Here is a 20,473-nt window from a genome sequence, read left to right on the forward strand (position 1 = left end):
ACGATATTCACTCATAGAGATGAGTGTTATTTTACTCACAAACCCCAAGGATGATCATGAACAACCATTTTGACCAACACCGTGCAATCACGAACGCATCCGTTATCAATGGCATCAAGGCGCGACGTTTTTCAGCGCCCTTGCTTGCGATGGCGGCGCTTTTAACCTTAGCAGGGTGTAGCAATGGTCAAAATGATGCAAATAATGATGTCAGCCCAGACGCCGCTGAGACCGCAGCGACGGGTGATGTGTTACGTATTGGTACCGAAGGCGCTTATGCCCCCTTCAACTATACCAATGCGGATGGCACCCTTGGTGGTTTTGATGTTGATATTGCCAACGCTATCTGTGCCGATATGAAGGTAACGTGTGAAATCACGGCGCAAGATTGGGACGGTATCATCCCGGGTCTAAAAGCGGGTAAGTATGATGCGATTGTGGCCGCTATGTCGGTGACGCCTGAGCGTGAGCAACAAGTCAGCTTTACAGAGCCGTACTTTAGCAATACCTTGGTGTTTTTGGCAAAAAAAGACAGCAGCTTCGATCCCAGTAATAGCGATGATATCAATGCGCATTCTATTGCCGCTCAGCGCTCGACCATTTCTTCGCAGTGGTTAGAAAAGGTTTATCCAAATGCTGACATGAAGCTTTATGACACGCTAAGTAATGCGTTTTTGGATTTGGGCTCGAATCGTGTTGATGCGATGGTGTCTGATAAGCTGCCAGCGCTAGAATGGCTTGGCTCCACCTCAGGCAGTCAGTATGCGCTCAAAGGTCAAGAGATTGACATCAATGATAATTTTGCCATCGCGGTGCGCCCAGGCGATGCATTGCAAGCAAAAATTAATAAGTCATTGGTCAATATTAAAGCGGATGGCACTTACGATAAAATCAATCAAAAATATTTTGCGATTCCAGCGTCAAGCTCAACGGTCACTACTGAGCCGACAGAAAAACCTGCTGAATAAGTCTTCAAATACATTTAGCACTGTTGCATCGTAACCGTGAGAGTAGTGATTTTCATAGGTTAATTTGAATTCCATTCCATAGGAAGGGTATTGCTTCAATAGCGATATCCTTTTTTTGTTTTTTATAAAAAATAGTTCGGTCTTGTGATATTGACTGTTCGGTTTGTAAAAATATGACTAATCTAATGTGTTTTTAAGAAGATAAGCGTCTATTTAAGCACTGCTTTTACGTGTGAGTATTAACATAGCTGGCAGCGAATATGATAAAATCAGCGCTCATTTCTACTGTGTCAATTTCCGCCGCAATAATCGTATTGATTTGACGTCGATCTATGACGCAAAGCACCAAGGTCTATTTGGTATAAAATACGCTTATCAGCAGCGCTCAGCGATTGATGCTGATTCTTTTAACTCATATTTTGCAAATTGCTAATATAAAGAGACTGAGTGGATAATTGTGTTTGATTTACAAGGATTTGGCGCGCTACTACTGAGCGGCGCTACCGTCACTATCAAGCTTGCCATGACCAGTTTAGTCATCGGCATGGCTTTAGGGCTGCTCGGTGCCACAGCTAAGCTGTCCAACGTCTGGCTGCTGCGTAAAATTGCGACTGTATATACAGCGACAATGCGCGGTATTCCAGAGTTGCTATTGGTACTGTTTATCTATTACGGTGGCTCTATGCTGCTGATGACGATTCTCAAAAAATTCGGCTATAACGAATATGTTGAGATCAGTGCCTTTTGGGGCGGCGTGATGGCGTTATCTATCGCGTTTGGCGCTTATGCGACTGAAATTTTTCGCATGTCGATCCAAGAGATTCCGATAGGGCAGAAGGAGGCGGCGCAAGCGATTGGTATGCGTCCTTTTCAGACGTTTTATCGCATTACCTTGCCACAAGTTTGGCAGATTGCGTTACCAGGATTGGGCAATTTGTTTTTGGTGTTGCTCAAAGATACCGCATTGGTATCGGTCGTGGGTCTCAAAGACATTATGTATCAGGCATCACGTGCCGCCCAATCAACGCAGCAGCCATTTACTTTTTATATGGCAGCGGCGATTATTTATCTGGGTTTAACCATGTTGATTACTGGTTTTATGATGTGGCTCGAATGGCGCGCCAATCCAGCGGCACGCTACGCTAAAAAGCTGAGCCGTCAGTCAACCCACCGTCAATCGACCATAGGATAGAGGAGAGATACTATGGATTGGAATTGGCAGGTTATTTTTGATAGTATTCCTGATTTATTAAACGGGGCAGTATTGACCGTACAGCTGGTGGTTATCTCAGGTATTATCGGTCTATTTTTTGGTTTGGTTTTAGCCCAGTTGCGCTTGTCAAAAAACTGGCTGGTACAGATACTACCCTTTTCTTATATCTTTTTCTTCCGTGGCACGCCGCTGCTGGTACAGATATTTTTGATTTATTATGGTCTAGGACAGTTTGAGGCTATACGGAATTCGTTCTTATGGGAACCTGTGCTCAGTCAAGCGTATTGGTGTGCCATCATTGCCTTTACCATGAATACCAGTGCTTATTTGGCAGAGATCATTCGCGGTGCGATTCAGACCATTCCTGTTGGTGAGCTCGAAGCAGCTGACGCTATCGGTATGTCGAAATGGCAGAAGCTTACGCGTATTACCTTACCCCGTGCCTTTGGCATTGTCATTCCAGCCTACAGCAATGAAGTGATCTTTATGCTAAAAGGCAGTGCGCTAGCGTCAACCATCGCTTTGATGGATATCACGGGTGTCGCTCGAACCATTAGTGCGCGAACTTATACCTTAATGGAGCTGTTCTTCGCTGCTGGTATTATTTACCTTTTATTATCATGGGTGATTTTGTTTAGCTTTAGGTTGTTTGAAAAAAGAATGAACCGCCACACAAGCTATGTACCGCCTGATGTAATGACCAACACCATACCTTAATGGTTTGGCTCAAAATAATGCTAAAAAATCAATGAAATAGCGGGTTAACATCTTAATATTAACCCGCTATTATTTTGTTTAACTGCGATTTATCTCATTTTTATGACTATTTTTAAAATGAAGATAAGCCCTAGAAAAATAACGACAGATAGTGCAGTATGTATGACCAAACTATCAATAATCTGCTGTGAGTGCCTAGTATGAGCCAATCACCCCATATGTCTTTAATCAATGCGATTGCTGTCAGCGTCAATGATGACGCGAGCATCGCAATGGTTAACGATAGCGTACGTGCATCCATCGGCAAGGTGGTCTGTGTCGGCCGTAACTATGCGGAACACGCCCGCGAGCTTGGCAATGAGATACCAAAATCACCCATCTTATTTATGAAACCAGCATCGTCAGTGGTCAGTGTGCGTCATGATATCGTCCGTCCCAATCCAGCGATATATGGTGAGACCCATTATGAAGCTGAGCTGTGTGTGCAATTAGCAGCAGACTTATCGGCAGCCACGCTTGAACAAGCACAGCAAGCGATAGGTGGCGTGACCTTGGGGCTGGATTTGACCTTACGTGACTTGCAAAGTAAGCTCAAAGAAAAAGGTCATCCATGGGAGCGTGCTAAGTGTTTCGATGGTGCCTGTGTGCTTGCTGATTGGATTGATCCGCAAGCGTTTGGTGATTTTAGCCATGTCGAATATCAGCTTTATATCAATAATGAGCTGAAGCAAGATGGTGATAGTGCCTTGATGCTATTTCCAGTTTATGAATTACTGGCAGAGATTAGCCATGCCTTTAGCTTACAAGCAGGTGATGTGATTATGACTGGAACGCCGAGCGGCGTTGGCATATTACAAGCAGGCGATGCGTTAAAATTGAAGCTCGGTGCCCATGAATGGCAGGCGCAGGTTCAATAAGTTTTTATAGCAGTACTATTTTATCAGTCGTCAAATGCAGCGACGCTATCATCAAATCCCAAGTTAACGCTTGGGATTTTTTCGTTTTATGAGGTGCTCACAAAGTGCTGTCATGAGAATGTCATCTATGTTTCAACGTTCTGTCATAAACTCTCGGTAGACTTAGGCGTAATTCGTATTTTTGTGGTGATAATTGTAAAGCCGCGACCAACTCTCCGCCAATCCAGCCTAACAGCAAGGTGACTGATAATGACATTATTGAATAATAAACAACCACTTGCCCATGAAGTCGTTGAAGATTCTAATCCGACTGACAATATCGATTTTCAAACCATTATTAGTCGTCGTTTAAATCGTCGTAGTATCCTAAAAGGTGGCACAGGATTGACGGCGGCGGCTTTTTTTGGGGCGCTACCTTTGGTTGGCTGTAGCGATGATGATGACAGCAGTCCTATCAAGAATACTGATAATAACGCGGCTATCCCTGCACAGGGCGATCTCAAACGTCCCGAAACTTTGAAGTTTACGGCAGTGGCGCATTCAACTGCCGAAACGATGAGCGTGGCAGCAGGCTATAAAGCCGAGATGATATTACCACTTGGTACGCCGCTGATATCTAGTATCGATGATTGGAAAGACAACCGAGAGCAGTCGGCAGAGTCATTCGAATGGCGCATGGGTGATAACCATGATGGCATGTGGTTCTTTGGTAAAAAGGGCGGCGCTTATGATGCCAAAGCGGCAGAGAATGGGCTGCTAGTGATGAATCATGAATATGTAAACAGTAATGAGCTGAGTCCGTTTGGCTATCATGTGATCCAAGATAACAACGCCGCGCCCATCTTTAAAAATCGTCGACTTGCTAGTGATGTGCGCCGTGAGGTTAATTGCCATGGGGTAGCAGTGGTTGAGATGAAACGCCGCGCTGATGGCATGGGCTATGAGATGGTAGCTGATTCGAAATATAATCGCCGTCTCACGAGTAGTAGTACGGCGCAGTTGACAGGGCCCGTTGCTGGCTCTGATTTGGTCAAGACTAAGTTTGATCCGACAGGCTTTCAGACGCGCGGCATCAATAATAATTGCGGTGCAGGTTTGTCACCTTGGGGTACCTATCTGACCACCGAAGAGAACTTTTTAGGGGTATTCGCCCGTGGGCAAGATGCTAGCCAATTAAGTGATGGGCAAAACTATGGCCGCGAGCGCTACGGTGCAACAGAGGATTTCCCAGGCTGGGAGTATCTGTGGCACACACCTGAAGCCAAAGATGCCAAGATAGCCGATGAGTTTTCGCGCTGGGATATGACGGCCGTCGGTACCAGTGCTGCTGACGATTATCGTAATGGCTTTAATACCTTTGGCTATATCACCGAAATTGATCCGTTTAACCAAAACTCTATGCCGCAAAAACGTACGGCACTGGGACGTTTTGCCCATGAGAATTGCGCCTATGCGCCCGTTGAACAAGGCAAACCGGTGGTCTTTTATATGGGCGATGATGCTCGCGGCGAATATATTTATAAGTTTGTCTCCAAAGCCACATGGTCAAATAGTGATATCGGTGGTGGCTTAAAAGCGGGCGATAAGTATTTGAATGACGGTACGCTCTATGTTGCTATCTTTAATGAAGATGGCAGCGGTGAGTGGAAAGCACTCGTCCATAGTCAAAACGGACTGGATGCTTCCAATACGGTATTGCCTTTTAATGGACAAGATGAGGTGCTGGTTTTTGCTCGTGCCGCAGCAGATGTGGTCGGTGCAACCAAAATGGATCGACCAGAGTGGGTGTCGGTTAGCCCTATGACGGGTGAGGTGTACGTCACATTGACCAATAATAAATATCGCGGCGTACGTGAAGACCAACCTGTGTCAGCCTCTAATCCGCGTAGCTATCAGGCAGGTGAAAAAGCGGCAGGTAATGACAACGGTCATATCATTCGCTGGGCAGAAGCAGGTGGCGATCATGCGGCCATGAGTTTTGAGTGGGACATTTATTTATTTGCCACGCCTTATGATCTGGCCGCAGAAAATTTGTCACAGTTAAATGATAGCAATGATTTGTCTTCTCCCGATGGTTTGTACTTCGATCCGCGTGGCGTATTATGGATTCAGACCGATGATGGCGCTTATACCGATACCAGCAGCTGTATGTTACTGGCGGCGCTGCCGGGTAAAGTCAGTGATGGGACAGCCATAACGACCTCAGCAGGACAACAAACACGAGTTGGGATGCCTGCTAGTAATGACAATATCAAACGTTTTTTTGTCGGTCCAGAAGGCTGTGAAGTCACAGGTATTACTATGACTCCTGACTTTAAAACCTTATTTATCAATATTCAGCATCCGGGTAATACTTGGGGCGCTATTGCTGGAGGCAGTACGCCGCGCTCAGCGACCGTGATGATTACGCGTGAAGATGGCGACGTCATACTGGCAGAGTCGTTTGTCTAGTTAGACATTTGCATGAGTAATGATGTGTCTTACTCAACACATAAATCCCAAGTCATGGCTTGGGATTTTGTATTTTGGAGGATAGTTATTAATATGCAAGCATTGGTATTAAGGGATAGCGCCTTTCTTTGACAATAAAGATACTTGATAGTTAAATCATTCTCTTCTGTTTATGACAATTACAGGATAGTATGGAAAATCCTTTCAACTGCTTGATATGTTAACACTATGACCAGTCCAAAACCTTTAGAAACCATTCATGATTTATTTGCCACCACTCGGCGTCCAACTGCTGTTGAGTCGTATACTCGTGAAGGTTCTCAGGGCGATGTCTATGAAGAGCTGGCGAAACTCGAATATATTTATGTCGATGAGCTGACCGCAGAAACGGTAGATAACAGCTATAGTAAACCGCATCAGCCTATTACGTTGGTTGATTTTTTTGAAGGCTTGGCTCAGTTGGCAACGATGGGCGTGGTGGAAGTCACTGATATTGTAGAGGCTATCCATCGTGAGATTCTGCTGCGTCCTTTAGGACGGTTTAATAAAGGCAATATTGAGCACTGGCAGCGCGGTATCACGGGGCGGATTTATGGCACGGTGCGTTATACGATGCAATTGGTGGGCAATAATCTTGCCTCAGGGCTGCGTCTTTATAACACTGTTTCTAAACCCAAAAAAATACAACCTTTACCCAAAAACTTACGTCGCTTGGTCAATATTCTAAATGGCGTCATGGGCGATCACCTTATCACTCATCACAATCCATTGGCAGTATCGATGGTGCTATACGATGAATACAATCGTGTACAAAGTGGCGCGCTGTCCGGGCGTATTATTATTTTATGCCATGGGCTTTGTATGAGTCACTTGAGCTGGCAGGTATCTGGAGAAGGCAATTTGGGTGAAGCGTTGGTCAAGCACTTGCCAAAAGCGACGGTTCTGTATTTAAACTATAATACGGGTCGGCGTATTTCTAGCAACGGACGTAGCTTTGCAAAAGTCTTGCAAGATTTGGTTGAAAGTAATCCCGACGTCACTCAAATAGATTTAATCGGTCATAGTATGGGCGGTTTGTTGAGCCGTAGTGCGCTATTTTATGGTAAAGAGCAAGGCTTTAGCTGGGTCAAACGCGTGGGCAATCTTGTCACCTTAGGCTCACCGCATCATGGCGCAAGCTTGGAGCAGATTGGACATTTTGTTCAAGATAAAATCGCTAAGCTACCTTTTGCAGGATCATTGGCTAAATTGGGCGACTTGCGTAGCGCCGGTATTATAGATTTACGTTACGGCAGTATTCGCGATGCTGATTGGAAGTCTACCGAAGGGCGCAGCGTGCTGCCAGCAGAGTTTCGTCATCCCACGCGTTTGCCCCTGCATGTGAATACCTATTTAGTGGCGGCAGCTTTGATTGAAACTCATTATGAATCTAAGACCACAAGTTTGCTTGGGGACGGGTTGGTCTCAGTAGAATCAGCGCTCGGCGAATATACCGAAGAGCATACGCTAGCAGTACCAGAGGGACATAAGGCGATTTTTTATGGAGTCAATCACATGAATTTAATCTACAGCGATAGAGTACATGAGCAAGTTATTGCTTGGTTGTTGGATAATAGGCTAGGCGATGCCCATGATGCAAAGTATGGGCTTGATAGTCGTATCTATTCTTATCCAGAAGTGGATGAAGTAGCCAATTAAGCGTGCTCGAAACCAGTTATATCGTCAGTCATAAATTTCAAGCCATGACATTAAAAACCCCCAAGCATGATACTTGAGGGTTTTTTTATTACTAAGCGAGCTGCACTAAATCCTAATTACTCAGAAAATATCGTGGTCACATCGTCTTTATTAAATTTATACATCTCGCCACAAAATCCGCAATCCATCTCAAAGTTACCGCCTTGCTCATCAATGATGTCTAAGACTTCTGCTTCACCGATTTGCTCAATGGCCATCTCACATTTCTCACGTGAGCAGGTGCAACCAAATGATAAGGCAACAGGGTCGGGCGCGACGACATTTTCTTCATGATACAAGCGATAAAGGATTTCGTTGGCATCAAGCGTGGTCAACTCTTCAGCTTTCACTGTCCGTGTCAAAACGCTCAGACGTGTCCATAAGTCATCGTCGATACCCGCATCTTGGTTTTGCTCGACTTCATAGGTTTCTTCAGCAGTACGAGGAAGCATCTGTACCAACATTCCACCCGCTTGCAGACCATCAGATGCCAAATTAATCAAGGTTGGAATCTGCGCCGATTGCTTTTGGTAGTGCGCTAAGCAGTCTGCCAAATTGTCATGGCTGCGCTCGACGATGCCTTGATAGGCTTCGCCGCCTTCAGGCTGAATGTTAATAAACAACACGCCTTGACCCATCGCACCCAATTCAGCAAATGCCTCTTTGGCATGAGTCATATTTTCCCAAGCCTGTACTTGCTCATCAGTTTCACCCTTCCAGCTAGCAAGGGCACGGATGATACCGTCTTGATTGCATTCTGCCATTGCCCAGTTTAGCAAGCTATCGCTGTCTGATGATTGCAATTGAATGGACAGATGACCATTGATTTTGACCGTGCCGATAAGCAAACTCGCTGCTGTCAGCATCTCACCCAATAAGCGCTTGATCGCTTCAGGATAAGGCTTTTGAGCTATCGTACTGGCATAGCTGCGTGATAGGCGCACCACATCACCGCGCACTGGCGAATCTTCAATAAAGAAACGTTGACGTACGTCATTGTCACTATGGTTGCCAGCGTTCTGGCTGTCCGTATTAGGGACTTGAGTATCTTGTGTCATAGGTCATTTATAGTATTAAGAAGTTGTTAGCTTTATGGGGATTCATCGTGATTTATCAATTGCCTGTTAGATATTGTTTAACAGATTAAAGGCGTTTATTGGATAGTTATGGTGATACTAAACCCGATACCCTTAAAAAATAAACCTCATTAAAAAAATTTTACCCACACCCGCTAATTTGTTGTACAGTAACATTAAGTTGCATTGTGATAAATAACAGCAACAACAACCGCATGGATGCGTGGCAATAAGGTCAATAAATAAGACCTATGTCGTCCAAGCACTCATTCAATCTTGTGATAATGTGATAAAAGGATGTATCTCATGAGCTATCTATCTTCTAGGTCTTTCTCTAAACCTTTAACTCTCGCTGCTTTTATGGCGCTAGGTCTTGCAGGGTGTAATAACAGTAGCCAAACCAGCACTGATGCGCCAGCAGATGATGCAACAGCGACAGAAACCACTACCAACGGTACTCTACAAAAAATCAAAGACTCGGGTACTATCGTAGTCGGTCACCGTGACTCTTCTATTCCATTTTCTTATATCGCTGACGACCCAAATCAGCCGATTGGTTATGCGCACGATTTAGAGATGAAAGTCGTCGAAGCGGTTAAGCAAAAGCTAAACATGCCAGACCTCAACGTCCGTTATAACCTTATCACCTCACAAACCCGTATTCCCTTGGTACAAAACGGCACGGTCGACTTTGAATGTGGTTCGACCACCAACAACGAAGAGCGTCAAAAACAAGTGGCATTCTCCAACGGTTTCTTTGAAATCGGTACGCGTCTATTGACCAAAAAAGACTCAGGTATTCAAGATTTCGAAGACCTAAAAGGTAAGACCTTAGTCACCACCGCAGGCACAACTTCAGAGCGTTATATTCGTCAGTATAACGATGACAACAAAATGGACATGAATATCATCTCAGCAAAAGACCACGGCGAAGGCTTCCTTATGCTAGAAAATGGTCGCGCGGATGCCTTTATGATGGATGATGTACTACTTGCTGGCGAAAAAGCCAAAGCAAAAAATCCTGATGAATGGGTCATCGTCGGCACGCCGCAATCGTTTGAGATTTATGGTTGTATGATGCGTAAGGATGATCCTGAGTTCAAAGCAGTGGTCGATGAAGCGTTAGCGAATGTCTTTAAATCAGGGGAAATCAACAGCATTTATGACAAGTGGTTCTTAAACCCAATCCCACCAAAGAACGTCAATCTCAACTTTGAGATGTCTGACAACTTAAAAGCCTTGATTGCCAGTCCGCATGACAGCGCTCAGCCGAAAGTTGCGACGGCACAGTAATTATTGTCCTGCAACATAGCTTGCTTACGTGTTCAGACTGATGTTGATGTCAATCTGAACACGTAGGATTTTCAGTCGCTGCTCGGAGAGACAACCATGAATTATAGCTGGAACTGGGGTGTGCTCTTTGAGCAGACTGGTATCGGTAATGAGCTTTATATCCATTGGATGATTACTGGTCTTGGCTGGCTACTATTGATTGGTAGTATCGCATGGGCCATTGCTATGGTCGTAGGTACTATCTTTGGCATCATGCGTACTTTGCCTAATAAGACCGCTCGTGCCATTGGCACCGCTTATGTGACATTTTTTCGTAATATTCCACTGCTTGTCCAGTTGTTCTTTTGGTTTTATATTGCACCTGGCTGGCTTACACCCACGATACAAGAGTGGTGGTATAAGGATTTATCTCCTAACACTTCAGCCATGCTTTCAGCGAGTATCGGTCTTGGCTTATTTACCGCCGCTCGTATCGTTGAACAAGTACGTACAGGTATTGAGTCGTTGCCCGAAGGTCAGATCAATGCTGCTTATGCACTAGGCTTTAGTATTCCGCAAGTCTACAAAGAAGTACTGCTACCGCAGGCCTTTCGTATTATTTTGCCACCGCTCAGCTCTGAGCTGACCAACTGCTTCAAAAACGCCTCCGTCGCCTCATTAGTGGGGGTAATGGAGCTGATTAGTCAAACCAAAACTATTAGCGAATACACCCAAAACAGCATCGAGATTTATACCTACGCGACGATTATTTATTTAGTATTTAACTTATCGTTGATTGCTATTATGGGGTTAATTGAGCGCAAACTGCGTGTACCTGGGCTCATTGCAGGAGGTCAGAAATGAACATGATGACCGAATTGGCAACAGCCTATCCTGGTTTGATGGGCGGCATGATTACCACCTTAAAAGTGCTGTTTTTGGCGATTATTGGTGGTATTAGCTTAGGAACGGTATTGGCGTTGATGCGCTTGTCTGGTATCAAAGCGCTTGAGATTCCAGCAAAGCTATACGTCAATTATTTTCGTTCTGTACCGCTACTACTGGTGCTACTGTGGTTTTACTTTGCCGTACCGATGATTTATTTTTGGATAGCGGGTAAGTACTTACAACTTGATGCTGCTTTTGCCTCTTGTGTAGTCGCGTTTATGATGTTTGAAGCGGCTTACTTTTCAGAGGTGGTGCGTGCTGGTATTCAATCGATTGGTAGTGGGCAGGTCAATGCCGCCAAAGCGCTGGGCATGACTTATGGGCAGACCATGCGTCTGGTTGTTTTGCCACAAGCCTTTCGCAAAATGCTGCCGCTAATCTTGCAGCAGTGTATTATTTTATTCCAAGATACGACGTTGGTTTTCGCTATTGGTTTGACAGACTTTTTCCGTGCCGCCTATGTACGCGGTGAGCTGATGGGTTTGCTGACGCCTTACATTTTGGGTGCTGGTGCGGTGTATTTTATCATCAGTGTCAGTGCCTCCGTGGGTGTACAACAATTGCAAAAGCGTTTGCGATTTTGATAGATATTTATCTTGGCTTGCGCTTTTTGAGTGTTGAGGCTTTGGTTGAGTAGTTGATTTAACTTTTTTTAAATGACGATTATTAAAAACAATGTGGTTAGGAGCCAGTGATGAGCAAAGCTGATACATACTTAAATGCCTTTGGCGGACTGGTCACCAATAATGGTCATGCTAGTGATGAGATGGTCATTCAAATGTCCGATGTCAGCAAATGGTATGGGGATTTTCAAGTATTGAGTGATTGTACGGCGCATGTACATAAAGGTGATGTCGTCGTCGTGTGCGGGCCATCAGGTAGTGGTAAATCAACCTTGATTAAAACGGTCAATGGACTGGAGCCTTTTCAAGAAGGTGGGATCATGGTGAATGGTATCTCAGTTGGTGCGGCAAAAACCAATCTGCCAAAATTACGCAGCCGTGTCGGCATGGTCTTTCAGCATTTTGAGCTGTTTCCGCATTTGACTATCATTGATAATTTGACAGTGGCGCAAATAAAAGTATTGGGTCGCAAAGAGAGCGAGGCCAAGCAAAAAGCTATGGCGTATTTAGATCGTGTTGGACTAACGGTACAGGCCGCGAAGTATCCCGCGGAGCTATCGGGTGGTCAGCAGCAGCGTGTTGCAATTGCACGCGCGCTGGCAATGGATCCTGTAGCGATGCTCTTTGATGAGCCGACCTCTGCGCTTGACCCTGAGATGATTCAAGAAGTACTTGATGTCATGGTCGAGTTGACTCGTGATGGCATGACCATGATGTGTGTGACCCATGAAATGGGCTTTGCCAGTCAGGTAGCCAACCGTATTATCTTTATGGACGAAGGTCATATTGTCGAGAACTGTAGTAAGGATGAGTTTTTTGAAGGGGCAAAAAGTGATCGCGCGCAACTGTTCTTATCGAAGATTTTGAATCATTAAAACTCTCTACTGCGTTATTCGAATTATTTATAAATAGCAGATCTAAAAAGCACCTACTAAATAGGCGCTTTTTTTGTGCCCGCAGATTATTAGTAGATTTATATATTCAAGGATATTATTGGTATAAGTAAATGATATAGTTGGTTTAATATAACGCGGGTACGAAAAGGGCAACTGACAGTATTATAAATAGTAGACTGAATAAGCCTGACAACGTATTTCATTTATATAGGATCAACTATAGTGACAGGTTAGCTGTCTTTATCGTTTTTTAAGGCACGCTTTTGTGACTCTATTCTAGTATTTATACGCTTGTAATAAGTTGCATTTTATCTAACACTCATTCGAGGACAAAGAATGACATCAATGCGAACCGTTGGAATATTACTATTTAACGAAGTCGAAGTGTTGGACTTCGCAGGACCTTTTGAGGTGTTTTCATTGGCTGCCAATGCTACTAGTGATAAATACTTCAAAGTTATTACCATTGCTGAGCATCACGCGCCGATATCTGCTAGAAACGGTCTACGTGTTGTTCCTGATTACAGTTTTTCCAACCATCCAGACATTGATGTTTTAGTAGTTCCTGGTGGTTATGGTGCCGAAAAAATAGAGATAAACAATCCAGTGGTTATCGATTGGATTGTCACTCAAGCTAAGCTCGTTGATTTGACACTTTCAGTTTGCACGGGTGCTTTGTTGCTCGCTAAGGCTGGGTTATTGGCTGGCAAGTCTGCAACCACTCATTGGATGGACTTAGATAATCTAGCATCCTATGCTGATATTGATGTGATCTCTCATACTCGTTTTGTCGACGCTAGTGATGAAAGTGCTAAGCTGATAACTTCGGCAGGAATAAGCGCAGGTATTCATGCCAGTCTATATTGCTTGGAGACGTTAATAGATACTAAAACCATGCAAGCAACGGCAAAACGTATGGAGTTTGATCTGGATTAAAATATTTTTTTAGAGCACCTATTAATAGGTGCTTTTTCTGTGCCAATAGAATATTAGTAGATTGATGCATTCAATCGCGACGTTGGTACGATTCACTACATAAGTGAAAAGGTGAGTGAATACCTGTTTACTGATACAATAGCGGTCAATATTTTTGATAATTAAAATAATTCATAAACCGTATTGGAGTTCATATGAGTGTAGAAAATTCATTAGTAGAGTCATCTAAAGGTATCGTCATTATCGGTGCAGGATTGGCTGGCTGGCATGTCATCGATGCCATTCGTGCAAAAGACAAAGGTATCCCGATTACCTTAATTACTGCCGACAGTGGCGATCGTTATCACAAGCCAATGCTGACCATGGCGATTAGCCAAAAGAAAAGTGCAGCAGATTTGGTCAGAGCAACGGGCATTGATGCCGCAGAAGCTGCAAATGTTAAGCTACTTGCCAACACGCAAGTGACGGATGTTGATACGACCACTCAACAGTTGCAGCTTATCTCTGCGCTGCGCTCAGATCCCGTTTATACCAATTACGCTACGATCGGCTATGACAAGCTGGTACTAGCGATGGGTGCGCATCCTATCTTCCCAAAAAGCTTGCCAGAGGAACTAGTCTGGCATGTCAATCATATTGAGCGCTTTGGACAGTTGCAAGAAAAGCTAGCAACTGGCAGTCAGCACGTTGCTATTGTCGGCGCGGGTATGGTTGGGACGGAGATTGCAGAAGACTTATTAAAAGCAGGTCATCAAGTGACGCTCATTGATCTAAACGATGCGCCACTATCACAAATGCTACCGCCAAAAGCAACTTCTCGTATCGCCCAAGCGGTCAATTCGCAAGGGATTAACTTTTTAGGAGGGTATCAGGTATCTGCTATTACTCGTCTCAGTGATGGAAAACTGCAGGTCAGTTATGAGGCGCTAGCATCAGCGACAGACAGCAGTACTGCTGAGCCAATCGAACCGCTCATCGTGGATCATGTGATTGCCAGTACAGGTCTGACGGTCGATGACAAACTGCCTACCGCAGCTGGTGTCGAGTTTGACCGTCGCACTGGTATCGTGGTGGATGCGCCGACCTTGCGTACCAGTACAGCCAATATTTATGCGATTGGTGACTGTATGTCTATCGATGGCGTGCCGTGTCGTTACGTCGCACCGTTGCGCGCGCAGGCTGCTACCATTGCTGATGATGTATTAGGTCTAGAGCATAATGGCTACGATCATAAGCCGCCAATGATTCGCCTGAAAAATAAAGCAATCTCCGTCATGGTGACAGGTGTGCCAAAAGCGACTGGCAATTGGCAGGTCAAAATAGAAAGTGATGAAGAGTTGGTCATGGACTTGCTAAATGATAGTGATGAAGTCAGCGCAACGGTAACGATTAAATCGCCTGTAGTGCCTAAAGTATAATTGTAAAAGTATTATAAATTATAGCCAGTGTTGCCATCTTTATGCAGCACTGGCTTTTTTATGTCTATCGTATCTTTTATATAAATAATCAACTTAATAAGATGGCGCAGCAATAGTAATCGATACGTCCTGTATCAATATTATTGACAGGCTTTCATTTAAGAGGCTATATTGGTTAGGGCTTGATTTAATTATAGTCTATGGTGACAGAGAATATTCAAGGAAGAATATGACATTTACCTTTGTAGTCTATTACCGCTCTGATAACAAACACCAAACAGCAAAACGAAAGGACTCGTGATGACTCAGATTACCGATTTTGACAGCATTATTAATGAAAGTACGCCTAATAACATTATTCTCAATAATATCCCCAAAGTTAATGTAGGCGTGCGTTCAGCAAATGCGCCACTCACCCAAAGCCATGATAAAGGTATTGATGTGCCGCTGATTGAAGCGACAATCGGTGATTTTTTTGATGCTATTGTCAATAAATATCCTGATCGTGAAGCTTTGGTTTCTCGCCATCAAAATATCCGTTGGATCTATCGTGAGCTACAAGAGAAAGTTAATCAGTTAGCGAGTGCCATGATTGAAATGGGGCTAGAAATCGGTGATCGCATCGGTATCTGGTCACACAATAATGCTGAATGGCTGCTGATGCAATTGGCAACCGCGAAAGTCGGCGTTATCCTCGTCAATATCAATCCTGCTTACCGTACCTTTGAGCTGCAATATGCACTGAATAAGCTGGGCTGTTCGGCATTGGTATTAATGCGTCATTTCAAAAGCAGCGACTATACGCAAATGATTCGTGAGCTTTGTCCTGAGATTTATCATAAGAACTATCAGCAATTGGACTTGGTGGAGATTCCAACGATTGAGCGCATCATTTGGATTGACGAGCCAGCATCTGATGAAAATTTCAATTTTATGCAGAAATTCTCTGCTTGGATGGCAGAGGGTAATGCAAACGACCCTCGTTTAGCTGCGCGCCAAGCCCAGCTAAAGAATACCGATGCTATTAGTGTGCAGTTTACTAGTGGGACAACGGGTACACCAAAAGGCGCTACTTTAACGCATCGAAATATCTTGAATAATGGCTACTTCCTTGGCGAAGGTATGAGGCTGACAGAGGAGGATAGGCTATGCATTCCATTACCGCTTTATCACTGCTTTGGCATGGTAGGTGGTAATTTAGCTATTTTGACCCATGGTGGCTGCGCGGTGTATCCCAACGATGGTTTTGATCCGCTAACGGTATTGCAAACGGTGGAAGAGGAAAAATGTACCGCCTTGCTTGGGGTACCGACGATGTTTATCGCAGAGCTCGATCATCCAGAATTCGACAGCTTTGATTTGTCCAGCTTGCGTACTGGTATCATGGGCGGCTCTAGCTGTCCGATTGAGGTCATGCGCCGCGTCATGGATAAAATGCACATGAGCGAGGTGACGATTGCTTATGGCATGACCGAGACCAGTCCAGCTTCTTGTCAAACCAGCTCGCAAACACCCCTTGAAAAAAGAGTTTCTACCGTAGGGATGGTGCTGCCCGCGCTTGAGGTCAAAATCGTGGATACCGAAACGGGTGATGTCGTCCCGATTGGAGAGACGGGCGAATTACTCACTTATGGCTACGCGGTGATGAAAGGCTATTGGGGCAGCCGCTTTAAAACACGCGCGGCGATTACGGATGGCTGGATGCATACGGGTGATTTGGCAGTGATGGACGAAGATGGCTACATCACTGTGGTGGGTCGTAGCAAGGACATGGTCATTCGCGGCGGCGAAAACATCTATCCAGTAGAAGTCGAAAACTATCTCTATCGTCATCCGAAGATTCGCGATGTACAAATCGTCGGTGTTCCTGATAAAAAGTATGGTGAGGTACTCGCGGCGTGGATTATTACAAAAGAGCCAAATAGCTTAAGCGAAGAAGAGGTAAGGCAGTTTTGTTGTGACCATATTGCTCATTATAAAGTGCCGACCTACTTTCGTTTCGTTGATGAATATCCAATGACCATCACTGGTAAAATTCAGAAATTCAAAATCGTTGAGCAAATGATAAAAGAATTGGGTCTGGAGTGATTTGAGACTATTAATCACTGGAAAAGCCAGCTTTTTTCTATATGTGATAAGGCTGGCTTTTTTGATTTAAGTCATTCAAGAAATTCGTCATTTAATTATGACTGATGAATTTATCGTATATTATCATTTTAAATGATACATATTGTATTACTATTATTGACAGTCTTCGATTTAAGACGGTATAGTAGCTAACGATAGTCAAGACCTGTTCAAGGAAGAATGAATTGATGATAGGCGACTAATAAGTACCATAAAAAGTAAAACGAAAGGACTCGTTATGACGCAAAATTCTGATTTCGATGCGACTCAAATTGATTTTGATACTATTCTAAATAGCATTCCTAGTATTAATATGGGCGCACGCTCAGCAAATGCACCGCTTACCCAAAGCTATGATAAAGGCCCTGATGTACCGCTCATTGAAGCGACTATCGGTGACTTTTTTGATGCAATTGTATCTAAGTATCCAGAGCGCGAAGCTTTGGTTTCTCGCCATCAAAATATCCGCTGGACTTACCGCGAGCTACAACAGCAAGTCAATCAGCTGGCCAGTAGTATGATTGAGATGGGGCTGGAAATCGGTGATCGCATCGGTATCTGGTCGCACAATAATGTTGAATGGCTGCTCATGCAATTAGCGACGGCAAAAGTCGGTGTCATCCTTGTCAATATCAATCCTGCCTATCGTACTTTTGAGCTGCAATATGCCTTGAATAAATTGGGCTGCTCAGCGCTCGTACTTATGCGCCATTTCAAAACCAGCGATTACGCCAGTCTCATCAGTGAACTGTGTCCTGAAATTTATCATAAAGACTACACTCAGCTTGATTTGGTCGAGATTCCGACGATTGAGCGTATCATCTGGATTGATGAGCCAGCATCTGAAGAAACCTTTGGCTTTATGCAGAAATTCTCTGCATGGATGGCGGAAGGTGATGCCAATGATCCACGGGTTGCAGAGCGCCAAGCCCAGCTCAAAAATACTGACGCTATCAATGTACAGTTCACCAGTGGCACGACTGGTACGCCAAAAGGTGCAACTTTAAGCCATCGTAATATTCTTAACAACGGTTACTTCATCGGTGAGGCCATGAACCTTACTGAAGAAGATAAACTGTGTATTCCGGTGCCACTTTATCACTGCTTTGGTATGGTACTCGGTAACCTAGCGATTCTCACGCATGGTGGCTGTATCGTTTATCCGAACGATGGTTTTGAGCCACTGACGGTATTACAAGCGGTGGAAGAAGAAAAATGTACGGGTCTACATGGCGTGCCAACGATGTTTATCGCTGAGCTTGACCATCCGGAATTTAAAAACTTTGATCTATCGACTTTGCGTACTGGCATCATGGCAGGCTCTAGTTGTCCGATTGAAGTCATGCGCCGCGTCATTGATGAGATGCACATGAGCGAAGTCACCATTGCCTATGGCATGACAGAGACCAGTCCAGTATCTTGCCAGACTAATGAACATACGCCGCTTGATAAGCAAGTATCGACCGTTGGTTTAGTGCAGCCTGCGCTTGAGGTCAAAGTCGTCAATACTGAAACGGGTGAGATTGTCGCATTGGGCGAGACCGGGGAGTTATTGACACGCGGTTATTCAGTGATGAAAGGCTATTGGGGCAGTCGCTTTAAAACCCGCGCGGCTATCCAAGATGGTTGGATGCATACGGGTGATTTGGCTACGATGGATGAAGATGGTTATGTCAAAATCGTTGGTCGTAGTAAAGATATGGTCATTCGCGGCGGCGAGAATATTTATCCGGTCGAAATCGAAAACTATCTCTATCGTCATCCAAAGATTCGGGATGTGCAAATCGTCGGTATTCCTGATAAAAAATATGGCGAAGTACTCGCGGCATGGATTATTCCTAAAGAAGCAGACAGCTTGACAGAAGAGGAAGTTCGCGAGTTCTGTAGCGAGCATATTGCCCATTATAAAGTACCGACTTATTATCGTTTCGTGACTGAATATCCAATGACCATCACTGGGAAAATTCAGAAATATAAAATTATTGAACAAATGAAAGAAGAGCTGGGTTTGTAATCAGATGATGACTTAATCTGTAATACTAAAGACTATTTCAGATCTGTTATATTAAAAATTATTATTATGAGTCAAGACTAAAAGAAAAAAGCCACTCGCATTTACGTATCTACGTATTAAAGAAAAAGGGATATCATGAGCGCTATCATAACCAGTAAACTGAGTCCAAATGCCGCTGAATTTCAGCAAAACAGTGCCGCCATGCAAGCGGTGGTCGATGACTTATATGGTCACTTACGTAAAGTCGTGCAAGGCGGTTCAGAGCGTGCCCGCGCCAAGCATTTAGCCCGTGGCAAACTCTTGCCTCGTGAGCGCGTCGAGCGTTTGCTCGATGTAGGTACGCCATTTTTAGAAGTGGCACCGATGGCAGCGCATGATATGTATGGCGAAGAGATTCCAGCGGCGGGCGTGATTGCGGGTATCGGTCGTATCAATGGCATTGAGTGTATGATTGTCTGTAATGATGCCACGGTAAAGGGTGGCACTTACTACCCAATGACGGTCAAAAAACATCTGCGTGCGCAAGAAATCGCGCAAGAAAACAATTTGCCTTGTGTCTATTTGGTGGATTCAGGTGGAGCCAATTTACCCAATCAAGATGACGTATTTCCCGATAAAGAACACTTTGGTCGCATTTTCTTTAATCAGGCCAATATGAGTGCCGCCGGTATTCCACAGATTGCCGTGGTCATGGGCAGCTGTACGGCTGGAGGGGCTTATGTACCAGCGATGAGTGACGAGTCTATTATCGTGAAAGACCAAGGCACCATCTTTTTGGGTGGTCCACCACTGGTAAAAGCGGCGACAGGTGAAGAAGTCACAGCCGAAGATTTGGGCGGTGGCGATGTGCATACCCGTCTGTCAGGGGTTGTCGATCACTTAGCACAAAGCGACACTCATGCATTGTCGATTGCGCGCAACATCGTTAGCCATCTAAATCGTCCTGCGAAGCAAGTGCCCAATCAAATCAAACCACATCAGCCACGCTATGACGCCAAAGAGCTATATGGCGTCATTCCAACGGATAAACGTAAGCCGTTTGATATCAAAGAAATCATTGCTCGTATCGTCGATGACAGTGCTTTTGATGAATTCAAATCACGCTTTGGCACGACGCTGGTTTGTGGATTCGCTCATATCGAAGGGATGCCAGTCGGTAT

The 20,473-nt window shown here is 44.5% G+C and carries 16 protein-coding genes; 15 read left to right on the top strand and 1 reads right to left on the bottom strand.

The genetic code is table 11. From position 1 onward, the window contains the following. The first annotated feature begins 56 nt into the window (after positions 1–56). The 6 genes from I3257_RS05195 (at position 57) to I3257_RS05220 (ending at position 7,964) form a co-directional block, all read left to right on the top strand. Positions 57–968 (top strand): ABC transporter substrate-binding protein, encoded by a 912-nt coding sequence (locus tag I3257_RS05195; RefSeq protein WP_238049038.1) that lies wholly within the window; start codon positions 57–59, stop codon positions 966–968. Between the two features lie 457 nt (positions 969–1,425). Next, entirely contained in the window at positions 1,426–2,160 is a 735-nt protein-coding gene (locus I3257_RS05200) for an ABC transporter permease (RefSeq protein ID WP_045453595.1), read from the top strand. Positions 2,161–2,172: 12 nt separating this feature from the next. Continuing rightward, positions 2,173–2,898: an ABC transporter permease gene (locus I3257_RS05205; protein ID WP_045443544.1), complete on the top strand. Its 726-nt coding sequence runs from the start codon at positions 2,173–2,175 to the stop codon at positions 2,896–2,898. Between the two features lie 272 nt (positions 2,899–3,170). Next, on the top strand, positions 3,171–3,815 hold the full coding sequence (locus I3257_RS05210) for a fumarylacetoacetate hydrolase family protein (protein WP_238049049.1): 645 nt from the start codon (positions 3,171–3,173) through the stop codon (positions 3,813–3,815). Between the two features lie 249 nt (positions 3,816–4,064). Then, complete coding sequence (locus I3257_RS05215; RefSeq protein ID WP_238049039.1) at positions 4,065–6,266, top strand: PhoX family phosphatase; 2,202 nt, start codon at positions 4,065–4,067, stop codon at positions 6,264–6,266. 228 nt (positions 6,267–6,494) lie between these two features. Continuing rightward, positions 6,495–7,964 (top strand): GPI inositol-deacylase, encoded by a 1,470-nt coding sequence (locus tag I3257_RS05220; RefSeq protein ID WP_238049040.1) that lies wholly within the window; start codon positions 6,495–6,497, stop codon positions 7,962–7,964. 116 nt (positions 7,965–8,080) lie between these two features. On the opposite strand, the gene I3257_RS05225 is transcribed toward I3257_RS05220, so the two are convergent. After that, positions 8,081–9,061, bottom strand: a complete 981-nt coding sequence (locus tag I3257_RS05225; protein ID WP_193216829.1) for an Hsp33 family molecular chaperone HslO — start codon at positions 9,059–9,061, stop codon at positions 8,081–8,083. A 324-nt stretch (positions 9,062–9,385) separates the two neighbouring features. Here I3257_RS05225 and I3257_RS05230 point away from each other — a divergent pair, with 324 nt between their 5' ends. From I3257_RS05230 to I3257_RS05270, 9 genes are all read left to right on the top strand, one after another. Next, positions 9,386–10,372, top strand: a complete 987-nt coding sequence (locus tag I3257_RS05230; protein WP_045453598.1) for a glutamate/aspartate ABC transporter substrate-binding protein — start codon at positions 9,386–9,388, stop codon at positions 10,370–10,372. Positions 10,373–10,468: 96 nt separating this feature from the next. Then, on the top strand, positions 10,469–11,215 hold the full coding sequence (locus I3257_RS05235; protein ID WP_055123453.1) for an amino acid ABC transporter permease: 747 nt from the start codon (positions 10,469–10,471) through the stop codon (positions 11,213–11,215). Continuing rightward, positions 11,212–11,883: an ABC transporter permease subunit gene (locus I3257_RS05240; RefSeq protein ID WP_238049041.1), complete on the top strand. Its 672-nt coding sequence runs from the start codon at positions 11,212–11,214 to the stop codon at positions 11,881–11,883. Before I3257_RS05235 ends, I3257_RS05240 begins: the two co-directional genes overlap by 4 nt. Before the next feature lie 182 nt (positions 11,884–12,065). Beyond that, entirely contained in the window at positions 12,066–12,797 is a 732-nt protein-coding gene (locus I3257_RS05245) for an amino acid ABC transporter ATP-binding protein (protein ID WP_045443837.1), read from the top strand. A gap of 357 nt (positions 12,798–13,154) precedes the next feature. Next, positions 13,155–13,754 (top strand): DJ-1/PfpI family protein, encoded by a 600-nt coding sequence (locus I3257_RS05250; protein WP_238049042.1) that lies wholly within the window; start codon positions 13,155–13,157, stop codon positions 13,752–13,754. Between the two features lie 194 nt (positions 13,755–13,948). Further along, entirely contained in the window at positions 13,949–15,172 is a 1,224-nt protein-coding gene (locus I3257_RS05255; protein ID WP_238049043.1) for an FAD-dependent oxidoreductase, read from the top strand. Positions 15,173–15,472: 300 nt separating this feature from the next. Beyond that, positions 15,473–17,260, top strand: coding sequence for an AMP-binding protein (locus I3257_RS05260; RefSeq protein WP_238049044.1), 1,788 nt, complete (start codon positions 15,473–15,475; stop codon positions 17,258–17,260). A 277-nt stretch (positions 17,261–17,537) separates the two neighbouring features. Continuing rightward, entirely contained in the window at positions 17,538–19,313 is a 1,776-nt protein-coding gene (locus I3257_RS05265; protein WP_238049045.1) for an AMP-binding protein, read from the top strand. A gap of 135 nt (positions 19,314–19,448) precedes the next feature. Further along, on the top strand, positions 19,449–20,473 hold a 1,025-nt coding region (locus I3257_RS05270; protein ID WP_275950084.1), incomplete at its 3' end, for a carboxyl transferase domain-containing protein.

Origin of the sequence: Psychrobacter sp. Ps7, assembly GCF_022129225.1 — a bacterium.
Lineage (GTDB): Bacteria > Pseudomonadota > Gammaproteobacteria > Pseudomonadales > Moraxellaceae > Psychrobacter > Psychrobacter immobilis_A.